Raw genomic sequence first — 12872 nt, 5'->3', positions numbered from 1 at the left:
GCTTATGGAAAATGCAGAAGGACTAGATTTGCTGTACAAACAGATGGAATTTTCTGGCTGCAAGATTGCCTTGATCTGTGATGATAAGCTGCTGACTATCTTGCGAGACGATATTTCAACCATCCCTTGGCCCAATATGTGGGAATTGCCGGGCGGTGGCCGTGAGGGTGAGGAGACGCCTTTTGAATGCGTCCAAAGAGAAGTTTTTGAAGAGCTTGGTTTAAAGCTTGAAGAAGCGGATATTCTCTGGGTTAAGGACTATCAAGGAATGCTTGATCCTGACACAACTTCTATTTTTATGGTTGGAACTATCTCTCAGGAAGAATGTGCCAGTATCATCTTTGGTGATGAGGGCCAGGCTTATCAGATGATGGATGTGAGCCAGTTTTTAGCAGATGAAAAGGTTATTCCGCAGTTGCAGGACAGGTTGAGTGATTATTTGGAGGTGCGAGCATGATTTATATTGAACGGGCGGGAGCTGAGGATTTAGAGACCATTATTGCCATTCAGCGAGCGAGTTTTAAGGCCGTTTATGAGAAATATCAGGATCAATACGACCCCTATCTGGAGGAGCGTGAGCGGATTCGCTGGAAGCTGGTTGAGCGGTCCAATAGTTTTTATTATTTTGTCAAAGACGACGAGAAGATTCTGGGCTTTATTCGCTTGAATACAAATGATGAACAGACAGCAGGCTGGATTGGAACAGTGGCGATTTTGCCTCAGTACCAGAACAAAGGATATGGTTCTGAGGGGCTTGGTCTGATAGAGGAGAAATTCTCCACCGTTATGCAATGGGATTTGTGCACGGTTTTCCAAGATAAAGGTATGGTAGCTTTTTATGAGAAAAATGGCTACCGACAGACTCATACTGAGCCCGAAAAAGAGGGCATGGATATGGTTTACATGACGAAGACAATGAAATAAACAAAGAAAGGATTGTTCAGTTAAATTTCTTAACTGAACCCGCCCTAAACACTGTGTCAAAAAAGATAAGGCTCTCATAGACGCAAGCGTCGTCAGAGAATTTCCTATTTTGGTCTTAGGTTTTACGGGCTTGGTATTTTAATGATGGACACTTGGCAGGAATTAACGATTGAAGTGAAGCGTGAGGCGGAGGAAGCAGCCTCTAATATTCTGATTGAGCTGGGCAGTCAGGGTGTGGCTATTGATGACAGCGCAGATTATCTAGGGCAGGTTGACCAGTATGGCGAGCTTTTTCCAGAAGTGGAGCAGAGCGAGCGGGTCAAGATTACCGGCTACTACCCAGATTCTGTGGATATAGAGGCCATTGCGGCCCAGGCCAATGAGCACCTGGCTGAGCTGGATGGATTTGGCTTGGAGACGGGAGATATTCAGCTGACTCGGCAGGAATTGGCCGAGGAAGACTGGGCGGACAATTGGAAGAAGTACTTTGAGCCGGCTCGGGTCACCCACGACTTGACCATTGTGCCATCATGGACGGAGTATGAGGCGACAGCTGGTGAGAAGATTATTAAACTGGATCCTGGCATGGCCTTTGGTACGGGTACTCACCCGACGACCAAGATGAGCCTCTTTGCTCTGGAGCAGGTTTTGCGGGGCGGAGAAACGGTGCTGGATGTAGGCACGGGCAGCGGAGTTCTCTCTATTGCTAGCTCACTCTTGGGCGCTAAGGATATCTACGCCTATGATTTAGACAAGGTGGCAGTGCGCGTGGCGCAGGAAAATATTGAGCTCAATCCTGGTATGGAGAACATTCATGTGGCGCCAGGGGATCTTCTCCGAGGTGTAGAAATCGAGGCGGACGTCATTGTTGCCAACATTTTGGCCGATATTCTCATCCATCTGACAGAGGATGCCTATCGTCTGGTCAAGGATGAGGGCTATCTGATTATGAGTGGGATTATTTCTGAGAAGTGGGAAATGGTGCGCGAGTCAGCAGAAGCAGCAGGATTTTTCTTAGAAACACATATGATTCAGGGCGAATGGAATGCCTGTGTCTTTAAGAAAACGCAGGACATTTCAGGCGTGATAGGTGGTTAGATGCAGCAGTATTTTATAAAAGGAAATCCTCAGTCTCCTCTGGTAGTCAAGGATAAGGACACGGCCAAACACATGTTTTCAGTCATGCGGCTCAAGGAGGGCGATCAAGTCACACTGGTCTTTGATGATGGCGTGAAACGACTGGCTCATGTGTTGGAACCCAGCCAGCAGAGTTTGGAAATTTTGGAGGAGCTAGCAGACAATACCGAGTTGCCGGTTCAAGTGACCATTGCTTCAGGATTTCCCAAGGGTGATAAGTTGGAATTTATCACTCAAAAGGCAACAGAGCTAGGAGCCAATGCTATCTGGGCCTTTCCAGCTGACTGGTCGGTGGCCAAGTGGGATAGCAAAAAGCTGGCCAAAAAGAGCGAAAAACTAGAGAAAATTGCTCAGGGAGCAGCAGAGCAGAGCAAGCGCAATATGATTCCTGAGGTTCGGCTCTTTGATACAAAGGCAGACTTTCTGGCGGTCTTGGCAGACTTTGACCGCATCGTCGTGGCCTATGAAGAATCGGCCAAAGAAGGAGAAACTGCAGCTCTAGTGCAGGCCGTGAAAGGTTTGGATAAGGGAGACAAACTGCTCTTCATCTTCGGACCAGAAGGTGGTCTATCGCCAGATGAAATAGTAGCCTTTGGCCAAGCAGGTGCTGTCTCCGCTGGTCTAGGTCCACGTATCCTGCGGGCTGAAACTGCTCCGCTTTATGCCTTGACGGCAGTCAGCGTCATGCTTGAATTAGAAAAATGAAATCAGCGGACTTCTGCTGATTTTTTCTTGTCTGTCGCTACTATATCTATTTTTGTGGAAAGCTGTTCTTGACATAAAAAATTTTTATGGCCAGCTTAAAAAAATACTATTGGACGGCTGAGAGGTAGAATGGTAAGATATTCTATATCAAGTTAAGGAGGGATCATCTATGTGCAGAACAATTGTTGGAGTGTCGGCTAATCTTTGTCCAGTGGATCAGGCGGGCAAAAATATTCATTCGTCTGTATCTTGCAAATTTGCCGAAAGCATCAAGCTAGTCGGCGGTCTGCCTATGGTGATTCCTGTCGGGGATAAGAGTCTGGTCAAGGACTATATAGAAACCATTGATAAGCTCATTTTATCAGGTGGTCAAAACGTTCATCCACAGTTTTATGGGGAGGAAAAGGCCATCGATAGCGATGATTACAATCTGGCTCGCGATGAGTTTGAGCTGGCACTCTTAAAGGAAGCTATTCGTCAGGGTAAGCCAGTCTTAGCTATCTGTCGTGGTCTGCAGTTGGTTAATGTCGCTTTTGGTGGCACGCTTAATCAGCAAATTGACAATCATTGGCAGGGGCAACCGTTTGGGACTTCGCACTCCATTCGTACAGAGAAAGGCAGCGTCGTGGAGCGTTTATTTGGTCAAGCCAGCCAGATCAATTCTGTCCATCGCCAAAGCATCAAGGACTTGGCGCCTAATTTCCGAGCAACTGCCTTTGACCCAAGGGATAATACCATCGAAGCGATTGAGGCTGTGGATGGCAGTCGTATCATCGGCCTTCAGTGGCATCCAGAGTTTTTGATCAACGAAGAAAAGGGTAATTTAGAGCTATTTCAATATCTTTTGCAAGAATTATAAAACCTAAAATTATTTTTAGCTAATTTTAAGATAAGCTTTATATAATATAACCATCAAATGAAGACCTCCTAACTTTATTTGATGAAATCCTAAAACTTTTCTTTTTCATAATAATCTCCCTATAAGAACCGCCCAATCGGCGGTTTTTTTGCTGGAAGGGCTGAGAAATCTGGATTTTCATCAATTTAATCACTTTTATGTTATAATGAGTCACAGCAGGCCGAGTGAATCGGTCGGTAGATGGAGGAGCAGAGATGTCAAGAGCGGAGCGAGTTATTTTAACAAATATGTGTATGGTTTACGATGGGGACCGCATTTTAGTGCAAAATAAAGTAAATGATGATTGGACCGGCCTTTGCTTTCCAGGCGGCCATGTTGAACATCGTGAGTCCTTTGTCAAATCGGTAATAAGGGAAATCAAGGAAGAAACAGGTCTGACCATCTATGAGCCTCGCTTGTGTGGTGTCAAGCAGTTTTATACTGAAAAAGATGAGCGTTACATCGTTTTTCTTTACAAGACCAATCGTTTTGAGGGAGAACTGGTCTCATCCGAAGAAGGGGAGGTATTCTGGATTGACCGCAAAGACCTTGACCGCTACTCGCTGGCCGTGAGCTTTCAGGAAATGTATCAGGTTTTCACGTCAGATTTGACGGAACAGTTTACCTATTTAGAGGATGGAGAGGTCGTCAAAGGTTTATACTAAGGAGAACCGCCCAATCGGCGGTTCTTTTGCTTGTTTTTTGCGAATTTAGTATAATAGGGACAGCAAAAGTAGAAAAGAGAACTGTATGAAAATTCGTGGATTCGAGCTGGTTTCCAGCTTTCCAAATGAAGATTTATTACCCAAGAGAGAGACGGCTCACGCAGCGGGCTATGATTTGAAAGTGGCAGAGCGCACCATCATTGCGCCAGGGGAGATTAAGCTAGTTCCGACTGGTGTCAAGGCCTATATGCAGCCCGGTGAGGTGCTTTACCTCTATGACCGCTCGTCCAATCCTCGTAAAAAAGGTCTGGTTTTGATTAACTCCGTTGGGGTCATCGACGGCGACTACTACGGCAATCCTGGAAATGAAGGCCATATCTTTGCTCAGATGCAGAACATCACAGACCAAGAGGTTGTACTGGAAGTGGGTGACCGCATTGTGCAGGCTGTTTTCGCACCATTTTTGATTGCGGATGGGGATGTAGCCGACGGTGTGCGGACAGGCGGATTTGGCTCTACTGGGCATTGAGATGAAAGTGATCTTTGTGCGCCATGGTGAGCCTGATTACCATGAGTTAGAGGAGCGTTCTTATACTGGCTTTGGTCTGGATTTGGCGCCTTTATCTGAGCAGGGAAGACGGCAGGCTCAGGAACTTTGCCAGCATCCTTTAATGCGTTCAGCTGATTTGCTGGTGTCTTCTGCAATGACGCGAGCTTTAGAAACGGCATCTTATGTGGCTTGTGCCACTGGCCTTCCTTTGAGAGTGGAGCCTTTGCTACACGAATGGCAGGTTTATCAAACGGGAAGAGGGAACTTTGAAAAAGCTCGAAGCCTGTTTTTAGAAAATAATGGTGCCTTGCTCCCCAGTAGTCCTATTCAGTATGAGACGGCTGAGGAGATGAAGGCTCGTTTTGTAGACTGTATGGCAAAGTATCGAGATTACCAGACAGTAGTCCTTGTAGCCCATCGCATGCTGATTCGTCAGTTTGTGCCAAATGAGCAAATTGATTTTTGCCAAGTGATTGAGTGTGAGATAGAGATATAGAAAGAGGTTTATTATCGCTAAGAAAAAACGACCTTTGTCTGTCAAAATTGTGAATATCATTCGCCCAAGTATCTAGGTCGCTGTCCCAACTGCGGCTCTTGGTCTTCTTTTGTTGAGGAAGTGGAGGCCGCAGAAGTCAAGCATGCCCGTGTTTCCCTGACAGGTGAAAAGACTCGGCCCATGAAGCTGGCTGAGGTCACTTCGATTGATGTCAACCGGACCAAGACGGAAATGGATGAGTTCAATCGTGTGCTGGGTGGTGGCGTAGTACCTGGCAGTTTGGTCCTGATTGGCGGGGATCCTGGTATCGGGAAGTCTACCCTGCTTCTGCAGGTGTCCACTCAGCTTTCTCACCAGGGCACCGTCCTATATGTCAGTGGGGAGGAATCAGCTGAGCAGATTAAGTTGCGGGCGGAGCGTCTCGGTGATATTGACAGTGAATTTTATCTCTACGCCGAGACCAATATGCAAAACATCCGCACAGAGATTGAGAAAATCAAGCCAGATTTTCTGATTATTGACTCCATTCAGACAGTGATGTCGCCGGAGATTTCCAGTGTTCAAGGCTCTGTCTCTCAGGTTCGAGAGGTGACAGCTGAGCTTATGCAGCTGGCCAAGACCAATAATATTGCGACCTTTATCGTTGGCCACATGACCAAGGAAGGAACCTTAGCTGGTCCCCGAACGCTAGAGCACATGGTGGACACCGTGCTTTATTTTGAAGGCGAACGTCAGCACACGTTCCGTATCTTGAGAGCCGTCAAGAACCGCTTTGGCTCAACCAATGAGATTGGCATTTTTGAAATGCAGTCTGGTGGGCTAGTTGAGGTTGTCAATCCAAGTGAAGTCTTTCTGGAAGAGCGTCTGGACGGCGCAACAGGTTCGTCTATTGTCGTGACCATGGAAGGAACGAGGCCGATTTTAGCTGAGGTGCAGGCTTTGGTGACACCGACCATGTTCGGCAATGCCAAGCGAACCACGACTGGACTGGACTTTAACCGAGCCAGCCTTATCATGGCGGTTCTGGAAAAACGGGCAGGGCTCCTCCTGCAAAATCAAGACGCCTACCTCAAATCAGCTGGTGGTGTCAAGCTAGATGAGCCAGCCATTGATTTGGCAGTAGCGGTCGCCATTGCTTCCAGCTACAAGGATCTGCCGACTAATCCTCAAGAGTGCTTTATCGGCGAAATCGGCCTGACAGGTGAAATCCGTCGAGTCAATCGTATCGAGCAGCGCATCAACGAAGCGGCGAAATTGGGTTTCACCAAGATTTATGCTCCCAAAAACTCTCTGAACGGCCTCAAGGTGCCAGACAATATCCAAGTCATCGGTGTGACAACGATTGGGGAAGTCTTGAAAAAAGTCTTTGCTGGATGATTTTCTTTGTTTTAGATTGCAAAAATATTTTATTATTGCTATAATTTTCTTAAAAACAAGGAGGGAACTCTTATGCAATTTTCCATGGATAGCAACATGCAATTTCCACTCGTTGACCTCTACCTCAATCAAGGGGAGACAGTCTTTATCCAGCGTGGCAGTATGGTCTATCACACGCCTAATGTAACCTTGAACACTCAGCTCAATGCTAACGGTTCGGGTTTGGGACGCTTTGTCAAGGCAGTCGGCCGTTCCATGGTGTCGGGTGAAAGTACCTTCATTACCCAAGCTGTCGCCCAGTCTGACAATGGTTTCCTAGCTTTAGCACCAGAAGTTCCCGGCCAAGTTATTCCACTTTATCTGGGAGAAAAGCAGTACCGGCTCAATGACGGTGCCTTTCTGGCTCTGGATGGTACAGCTTACTATACGATGGAGCGCCAGTCTGTTGGCAAGGCGATATTTGGCGGTCAAGGTGGCCTCTTCGTCATGACGACTCAAGGGCAGGGTACTCTCTTGGCTAATGCCTATGGATCAATTAGGAAAATTGAGCTAAATAACCAAGAAGTAACCATTGACAATGCCCATGTCGTAGCTTGGAGTCAGTCCTTGGATTATAATATCCATCTGGAAAATGGTTTCTGGCAGTCGATTGGAACGGGAGAAGGAGTTGTCAACACCTTCCGAGGTACCGGGGAAATCTATGTTCAAAGTCTCAATCTTCAAAGCTTTGCGGGCTCACTCAGTCGCTATATCGCAAAAGGTTCATAGAAAGGTGTGGATGAATTTTCGCACCTTTTTTGCATGTTTCTTTCATTTTTTCATAAAAAACGGACATTTTTGCTTTATCTAGATCTGAGAACTGACAAAACACCCAAAAGATGATAAGATGGTAGGAAATAATTTGACTATCAAATAAATTCTAGTAAGGGGAAAGAATGTCCTATTTTGAAAATTTTATGAAGGCCAACCAAGCCTATGTGGACCTGCATGGAACCTCCCACCTGCCTATTAAGCCCAAGACCAAGGTGGCAATCGTGACCTGCATGGACTCTAGGCTACACGTGGCTCAGGCTCTGGGGCTGGCGCTGGGAGATGCTCATATCTTGCGCAATGCTGGCGGGCGGGTGACGGAGGACATGATTCGCTCGCTGGTTATTTCACAGCAGCAGATGGGCACGCGGGAAATTGTAGTCTTGCACCATACGGATTGTGGCGCACAAACTTTCAAAAATGAAGAATTTGCTGCTTTTCTCAATCAAGAGCTGGGCGTTGATGTTAGCGGTCAGGATTTCCTTCCCTTTACAGATGTGGAGGAAAGTGTGCGGGAAGACGTGGAGCTTCTCCGCCAATCACCTCTAATACCAGATGATGTAGAGATCTCAGGAGCAGTATATGACGTTGCTACAGGGCGAATGACCGTCGTTCAGTAATTACCTAGAAAAGCCAATTTATCTGTCGGTATTTCGGCATTGAAATTGGCTGCTTTTTTGTGTTAAAATAGAATACGATTTTAATTTAGTTAGGACAATAAGATGATTCTTTCCATTATTTCACAAGGTCTGGTCTGGGCCATTTTGGGTCTGGGGATTTTCATGACTTTTCGGATTTTGAATTTTCCAGATATGACTACGGAAGGTTCCTTTCCACTAGGTGGGGCGGTAGCTGTCACCTTGATTACCAAGGGGGTGAACCCTTTCTTGGCAACGGCGGCTGCGGTGTTGGCGGGATGTCTGGCAGGCTTGGCGACCGGGCTTCTCTATACCAAGGGCAAGATTCCGACCCTGCTGTCAGGAATTTTGGTCATGACCTCTTGCCATTCCATTATGCTTATGATCATGGGGCGGGCTAATCTAGGTCTGCTGGGAACTCAGCAGATTCAGGACTTTTTGCCCTTCTCTGGAGAAATTAACAATCTCCTGACAGGCTTGATTTTTGTCAGTCTGGTTATTGTCGCTCTGCTCTTTTTCCTAGATACCAAGCTAGGGCAGGCCTATATCGCGACTGGAGACAATCCTGATATGGCGCGTAGTTTCGGTATCAATACTGGCCGCATGGAATTGATGGGCATGATCTTGTCTAATGGCGTCATTGCCTTGTCTGGTGCTCTGATTGCCCAGCAGGAAGGCTATGCGGATGTGTCCCGCGGGATTGGGGTTATCGTCGTCGGATTGGCCAGTCTGATTATCGGAGAAGTGCTTTTTAGGGGTCTGACCTTGGCTGAGCGCCTGATTACCATTGTGGTTGGTGCCATTGCCTACCAGTTTCTGATTTGGGGTGTCATCGCTCTTGGCTTCAACACGAGCTATCTCCGTCTTTATAGTGCGGTTATCTTGGCGGTCTGCCTCATGATTCCGACCTTGAAAAATAAATTCTTTAAAGGAGCTAAGTTAAGCAAATGACAGCGATTGTAGAATTAAAAAATGCCAGCAAGCGGGTCAATAACGGCTTTGATGAAGAAAAGGTCATCCTAAACGATGTGTCGCTGGAGATTCATGAGCACGATTTTATCACGATTTTGGGTGGCAATGGAGCAGGGAAGTCAACTCTTTTTAATGTGATTGCCGGTACGCTCTCTCTAAGCAGCGGTAGCATTTACATCTTGGGGGAAAATGTGACCAACTTTTCACCTGAAAAGAGAGCCAAATATCTATCGCGCGTCTTTCAAGATCCCAAGATGGGAACGGCTCCTCGGATGACAGTGGCGGAAAACCTGCTGATTGCCAAGTTTCGTGGCGAATCGCGCGGTCTAGTTCCTCGTCGGCTGAATAGCTATCGGCAGGAGTTTCAGGAGACTATTGATAAGATTGGTAATGGTCTGGAAAAACATCTGGATACGCCGATTGAGTTTCTATCAGGTGGTCAGAGACAGGCTTTGAGTCTGCTCATGGCGACACTCAAGCGTCCAGAGCTGCTTCTCTTGGACGAGCATACGGCAGCGCTGGACCCCAAGACCAGTGTGGCTCTTATGGAGCTGACTGACGACTTTGTCCGCAGAGACCAGCTGACGGCCCTCATGATTACCCATCACATGGAGGATGCTCTCAAATACGGCAACCGACTGATTGTCATGAAGGAAGGGCAAATCATCCAAGACCTCAAGCAAGAAGAAAAAGCCAAGATGACCATAGCGGACTATTACGGCTTGTTTGAATAGGCTTGCCCATTTTTTTGGAATGCTAAAAAAATGAATAAGCAGTAAATAATTATTAAACGGATATAACTCTGTCTTCACAGGGGTGTATCCGTTTTTCAAAAATTTGCTCAGATAAATGAATAAAAACCGCTAGATTGCGGTTTTTTGTTATCAAAATAGTCTAAATCACTCATCTAAGCGAATAAACATCATCGCGTTAAGCAGGGAGATGAGCGCGACTGTATTAATATTATTGGAATAGATCAGTCTCTTGTTCTCAATGGGTGGAATAATAAAATTAGAAATGATGATATCGTAAGGTGATTCTTTTAAAGAATCGATTGATAATTCTAATTTATTCCAAACTTCAAGTTCAAAATTATTACTGCAATAATAAGAAAGTGTCTCTGCTACTGATTTTGCATGATACTGATCAAAATTACTCATGACTAAAACCTTTAATTTAGGCTGATTTTGTAAAAGATTCAGCACTAAATGTTTGCTGTGAGTGATAAAAGTATAAGATAGATGATTGACTTTCATTGAATTATTATCGATACCAAGAGTCTCTAGATAATGTTCAATTCCTTTTTTAATATCTGAAACAAATTGAGGGAAAATATTTTGAAAGTTCTTGATGGTATTCCCTTTTTGATCAAACAGAATAAACTCTGTAGATAGTTCCTGACGGTGCAGATGTGCTGTATTATGCAAATGCCAAATAAGATTGTCATTATTGTCTATTTTTAGATTATATTTGCTTTCTATCTGATCAATTAAATCACTTAACAATTGATACGAATTTTTTACATAACTATCTGTTTTTGCGCAGCTCATAAATAGATTTTCATCAATGAAAAACATTTTTTGAAAATAGGAGACAAATAGTTGACCGATCACTTCTTTATTCAAAGAGATATGATATTCAGAATCAAAGCTCGCTACAATGTCTTCAATTCCTTCTGCCTGCATGAAAGATTCTAACAATTGATTGTTAAAAGAATTTTTCTCAACTTCCAAGAAATGACCAAACTTTATTCGATATAAATTCGTAACGAGGAGCAATTTTAACATTCGTTGAGTTGCGAAATTGACAGGAAATGCAGTTTCTTTATAGACCAGTGCTAACAGCTTACACAAAGGTTCTACTGAAAAATCTGTAAAGGGCCATTCAAGAAAATAATATTTTTCCGAAAAATATTGTGCAAAAAAATAACGGATATCAATCTCATCTCCAATGATTCGAGCAGGATTGAGACTAATTTTAAAATTATATTGTTTTTTTATAATTTTGTTAATGTGACTGATTATACGATAGAGTGAGGAAGAGCTTATATAAAACTCTTTACAAATACTCTCGGTTTCATATCCTTCGTTAAAGAAGATGAATTCTAAAATTGAAAAATGGGTTGAATGCTTAAAAAAATGGTGATAGACCATTTCAATATCACTATCATCGGTATTAATGATACGTATGCCATTAGTGGACGAGTGAAAAATCAATTGAGGAAAAGAGGACTTAACATGGGATAACTCATCTTTTACTGAACGTTCTGTACAATTTAATAGTTCAGCCAGTTCAGAAATATGAAACCAGCGTTTGTTTTTAAATAGTAGTTCTAATAGTTCTAATTGCCTGTGGCTCTTTTTAGACAGTAATTCTCGCATTAAAATATTATCTTTCTTTATATAGTGTTTTTATTATCAGGAAATTATACCATATTTTTATACATTTAACCTCGTTTAATAACTCTAAAATATATCTAAAAATGCTTGTAAAAGCCTATAGAACAAGGAATTCTCATCTTTTCGTATCTATAGTACAGATAAACGGTAAGAAAACCAAGCTGAATTATTATGTTTCCAAGTTGGAAAATTATATAATTATATTAATCAAAAATAATATTAAATAATTTTGATTTAGAAAGGAGAATTACTATGTTGTGGTCACTTATTGTCGGAGGTCTTATTGGTCTGGTTGCTGGATCAATAACAAAAAAAGGCGGTTCTATGGGAATTGTCGCCAACGTTGTTGCAGGTTTAGTTGGTTCAGCTGTTGGTCAGTCTCTTTTAGGAACTTGGGGACCTAGTTTGGCTGGCATGGCTTTGATTCCTTCTATCATCGGCGCAGTTATTGTAGTTGCAGTTGTATCGTTTTTTGTAGGAAAGAAAGCATAGAATTGCTTTTTGTACAAATATAATTTAATGATGAAAGGATTCAATATGTCAAAATCAAGAAAAATACTTTCCCTTATTTTCTGTATTTTAATCTTGACGATTTTGATTCCTGTTTTACTAGATTTTCATAAAGTTAGCGGTTTAGGCATCCAGTTATTCACTTGGAAAAAGATTCCTTTTGTAGGATACTATCTATCTAGATATGTTTTCTGGGGGACACTGGTTTTAGCAAGCTTAATATTGTTGCTGATGTTAGTGATACTTTTTTATCCTAAGAGACGTTTGGAAATTCAGTTAGCTGATGCGGATGGTAAACTAATGCTGAAAAATTCAGCGATAGAAGGATTTGTTCGTAGTCTGGTGACAGACCATGATTTTATTAAAGATCCTACAGTTTCCGTAAATAGCCGGAAAAACAAATGTCTGGTTTCTGTTAAAGGAGCAATTGTTCCGTCAGAAAACATCATCAAAAGAAGTCAGTTGATTCAGGATGAAATTGCTACTGGATTAACAGAATTCTTCGGTCTCAATCATGATGTCAAGCTTGAAATCTCTGTATCAGATTTCAAACCAAAATCGCAGGCTAAAAAAATACTAGTCGTGTAAAGTAAGGAAGTACCAAAATGGAATGGTTTAAAAAATATCAATATCTAATCCTATCTGGATTAGCGGGCGGTGTTCTAGCCTGCTTTATCCTATCCTTTGGCTTCTTTAAGACACTATTTGTCTTGATTTGCGCTGCCATAGGAGCAGGAATCGGATATTATATACAACAAAAAAATATATTAAATAAATAATAAGGAGTTTCT

Annotated in this window: 16 protein-coding genes and 1 pseudogene; 16 read left to right on the top strand and 1 reads right to left on the bottom strand. The window is 43.4% G+C overall.

The features are described 5' to 3' along the window. Positions 1-4 precede the first annotated feature (4 nt). The 13 genes and pseudogenes from HMPREF9960_RS02285 to HMPREF9960_RS02225 all read left to right on the top strand — a co-directional run bounded on the left by HMPREF9960_RS02285 (position 5) and on the right by HMPREF9960_RS02225 (position 9906). Entirely contained in the window at positions 5-457 is a 453-nt protein-coding gene (locus HMPREF9960_RS02285) for an NUDIX hydrolase (protein ID WP_005591597.1), read from the top strand. Then, entirely contained in the window at positions 454-924 is a 471-nt protein-coding gene (locus HMPREF9960_RS02280) for a GNAT family N-acetyltransferase (RefSeq protein ID WP_005591598.1), read from the top strand. Before HMPREF9960_RS02285 ends, HMPREF9960_RS02280 begins: the two co-directional genes overlap by 4 nt. A 144-nt stretch (positions 925-1068) precedes the next feature. Further along, on the top strand, positions 1069-2022 hold the full coding sequence (gene prmA, locus HMPREF9960_RS02275) for a 50S ribosomal protein L11 methyltransferase (protein ID WP_037586111.1): 954 nt from the start codon (positions 1069-1071) through the stop codon (positions 2020-2022). Further along, entirely contained in the window at positions 2023-2766 is a 744-nt protein-coding gene (locus HMPREF9960_RS02270) for a 16S rRNA (uracil(1498)-N(3))-methyltransferase (protein ID WP_005591600.1), read from the top strand. Positions 2767-2935: 169 nt separating this feature from the next. Beyond that, the gene (locus HMPREF9960_RS02265) at positions 2936-3625 is read left to right on the top strand and encodes a gamma-glutamyl-gamma-aminobutyrate hydrolase family protein (protein ID WP_005591601.1); all 690 of its coding nucleotides are present in this window, start codon (positions 2936-2938) and stop codon (positions 3623-3625) included. Positions 3626-3879: 254 nt separating this feature from the next. Then, the gene (locus tag HMPREF9960_RS02260; RefSeq protein WP_005591603.1) at positions 3880-4329 is read left to right on the top strand and encodes an 8-oxo-dGTP diphosphatase; all 450 of its coding nucleotides are present in this window, start codon (positions 3880-3882) and stop codon (positions 4327-4329) included. A gap of 85 nt (positions 4330-4414) precedes the next feature. Beyond that, positions 4415-4858, top strand: coding sequence for a dUTP diphosphatase (locus HMPREF9960_RS02255; protein WP_005591604.1), 444 nt, complete (start codon positions 4415-4417; stop codon positions 4856-4858). A gap of 1 nt (position 4859) precedes the next feature. Then, positions 4860-5375 carry a histidine phosphatase family protein gene (locus HMPREF9960_RS02250; protein ID WP_174263559.1) on the top strand — a complete coding sequence of 172 codons (516 nt, stop codon included), beginning with the start codon at positions 4860-4862 and terminating at the stop codon, positions 5373-5375. Between the two features lie 21 nt (positions 5376-5396). Continuing rightward, a pseudogene (gene radA, locus HMPREF9960_RS02245) lies at positions 5397-6752 on the top strand (DNA repair protein RadA); the annotation flags it as partial. 72 nt (positions 6753-6824) lie between these two features. After that, complete coding sequence (locus HMPREF9960_RS02240; protein WP_005591607.1) at positions 6825-7520, top strand: TIGR00266 family protein; 696 nt, start codon at positions 6825-6827, stop codon at positions 7518-7520. A 167-nt stretch (positions 7521-7687) separates the two neighbouring features. Further along, the gene (locus HMPREF9960_RS02235) at positions 7688-8182 is read left to right on the top strand and encodes a beta-class carbonic anhydrase (RefSeq protein ID WP_005591608.1); all 495 of its coding nucleotides are present in this window, start codon (positions 7688-7690) and stop codon (positions 8180-8182) included. A 102-nt stretch (positions 8183-8284) separates the two neighbouring features. After that, positions 8285-9151: an ABC transporter permease gene (locus HMPREF9960_RS02230; protein ID WP_005591609.1), complete on the top strand. Its 867-nt coding sequence runs from the start codon at positions 8285-8287 to the stop codon at positions 9149-9151. Beyond that, entirely contained in the window at positions 9148-9906 is a 759-nt protein-coding gene (locus tag HMPREF9960_RS02225) for an ABC transporter ATP-binding protein (protein WP_005591610.1), read from the top strand. The genes HMPREF9960_RS02230 and HMPREF9960_RS02225 overlap by 4 nt, the downstream gene beginning before the upstream one ends. 165 nt (positions 9907-10071) lie before the next feature. Here HMPREF9960_RS02225 and HMPREF9960_RS02220 read toward each other — a convergent pair whose 3' ends face one another. Next, positions 10072-11553, bottom strand: coding sequence for an AcpB/EbpR/MafR family transcriptional regulator (locus HMPREF9960_RS02220; protein ID WP_005591611.1), 1482 nt, complete (start codon positions 11551-11553; stop codon positions 10072-10074). A 270-nt stretch (positions 11554-11823) separates the two neighbouring features. On the opposite strand from HMPREF9960_RS02220, the gene HMPREF9960_RS02215 reads away from it, so the two are divergent. The 3 genes from HMPREF9960_RS02215 to HMPREF9960_RS09920 are packed head-to-tail and all read left to right on the top strand — an operon-like array spanning position 11824 to position 12860. Beyond that, complete coding sequence (locus HMPREF9960_RS02215) at positions 11824-12063, top strand: GlsB/YeaQ/YmgE family stress response membrane protein (RefSeq protein ID WP_005591612.1); 240 nt, start codon at positions 11824-11826, stop codon at positions 12061-12063. A gap of 45 nt (positions 12064-12108) precedes the next feature. Then, complete coding sequence (gene amaP / locus HMPREF9960_RS02210; protein ID WP_005592111.1) at positions 12109-12669, top strand: alkaline shock response membrane anchor protein AmaP; 561 nt, start codon at positions 12109-12111, stop codon at positions 12667-12669. Positions 12670-12686: 17 nt separating this feature from the next. Further along, the gene (locus HMPREF9960_RS09920; RefSeq protein WP_005591614.1) at positions 12687-12860 is read left to right on the top strand and encodes a DUF2273 domain-containing protein; all 174 of its coding nucleotides are present in this window, start codon (positions 12687-12689) and stop codon (positions 12858-12860) included. Positions 12861-12872 lie beyond the last annotated feature (12 nt).

This window comes from Streptococcus cristatus ATCC 51100 (assembly GCF_000222765.1).
GTDB lineage: Bacteria > Bacillota > Bacilli > Lactobacillales > Streptococcaceae > Streptococcus > Streptococcus cristatus.
Note: the sequence above shows the minus strand (reverse complement) of the source record. Positions and strands in the feature narration are given on the sequence as shown.

Bases quoted from the DNA above. Each gene is read 5' to 3' on its own strand.
- HMPREF9960_RS02285 (WP_005591597.1), top strand. From the start codon at position 5: ATGGAAAATGCAGAAGGACTAGATTTGCTGTACAAACAGATGGAATTT.
- HMPREF9960_RS02280 (WP_005591598.1), top strand. From the start codon at position 454: ATGATTTATATTGAACGGGCGGGAGCTGAGGATTTAGAGACCATTATT.
- prmA (WP_037586111.1), top strand. From the start codon at position 1,069: ATGGACACTTGGCAGGAATTAACGATTGAAGTGAAGCGTGAGGCGGAG.
- HMPREF9960_RS02270 (WP_005591600.1), top strand. From the start codon at position 2,023: ATGCAGCAGTATTTTATAAAAGGAAATCCTCAGTCTCCTCTGGTAGTC.
- HMPREF9960_RS02265 (WP_005591601.1), top strand. From the start codon at position 2,936: ATGTGCAGAACAATTGTTGGAGTGTCGGCTAATCTTTGTCCAGTGGAT.
- HMPREF9960_RS02260 (WP_005591603.1), top strand. From the start codon at position 3,880: ATGTCAAGAGCGGAGCGAGTTATTTTAACAAATATGTGTATGGTTTAC.
- HMPREF9960_RS02255 (WP_005591604.1), top strand. From the start codon at position 4,415: ATGAAAATTCGTGGATTCGAGCTGGTTTCCAGCTTTCCAAATGAAGAT.
- HMPREF9960_RS02250 (WP_174263559.1), top strand. From the start codon at position 4,860: ATGAAAGTGATCTTTGTGCGCCATGGTGAGCCTGATTACCATGAGTTA.
- HMPREF9960_RS02240 (WP_005591607.1), top strand. From the start codon at position 6,825: ATGCAATTTTCCATGGATAGCAACATGCAATTTCCACTCGTTGACCTC.
- HMPREF9960_RS02235 (WP_005591608.1), top strand. From the start codon at position 7,688: ATGTCCTATTTTGAAAATTTTATGAAGGCCAACCAAGCCTATGTGGAC.
- HMPREF9960_RS02230 (WP_005591609.1), top strand. From the start codon at position 8,285: ATGATTCTTTCCATTATTTCACAAGGTCTGGTCTGGGCCATTTTGGGT.
- HMPREF9960_RS02225 (WP_005591610.1), top strand. From the start codon at position 9,148: ATGACAGCGATTGTAGAATTAAAAAATGCCAGCAAGCGGGTCAATAAC.
- HMPREF9960_RS02220 (WP_005591611.1), bottom strand. From the start codon at position 11,553: ATGCGAGAATTACTGTCTAAAAAGAGCCACAGGCAATTAGAACTATTA.
- HMPREF9960_RS02215 (WP_005591612.1), top strand. From the start codon at position 11,824: ATGTTGTGGTCACTTATTGTCGGAGGTCTTATTGGTCTGGTTGCTGGA.
- amaP (WP_005592111.1), top strand. From the start codon at position 12,109: ATGTCAAAATCAAGAAAAATACTTTCCCTTATTTTCTGTATTTTAATC.
- HMPREF9960_RS09920 (WP_005591614.1), top strand. From the start codon at position 12,687: ATGGAATGGTTTAAAAAATATCAATATCTAATCCTATCTGGATTAGCG.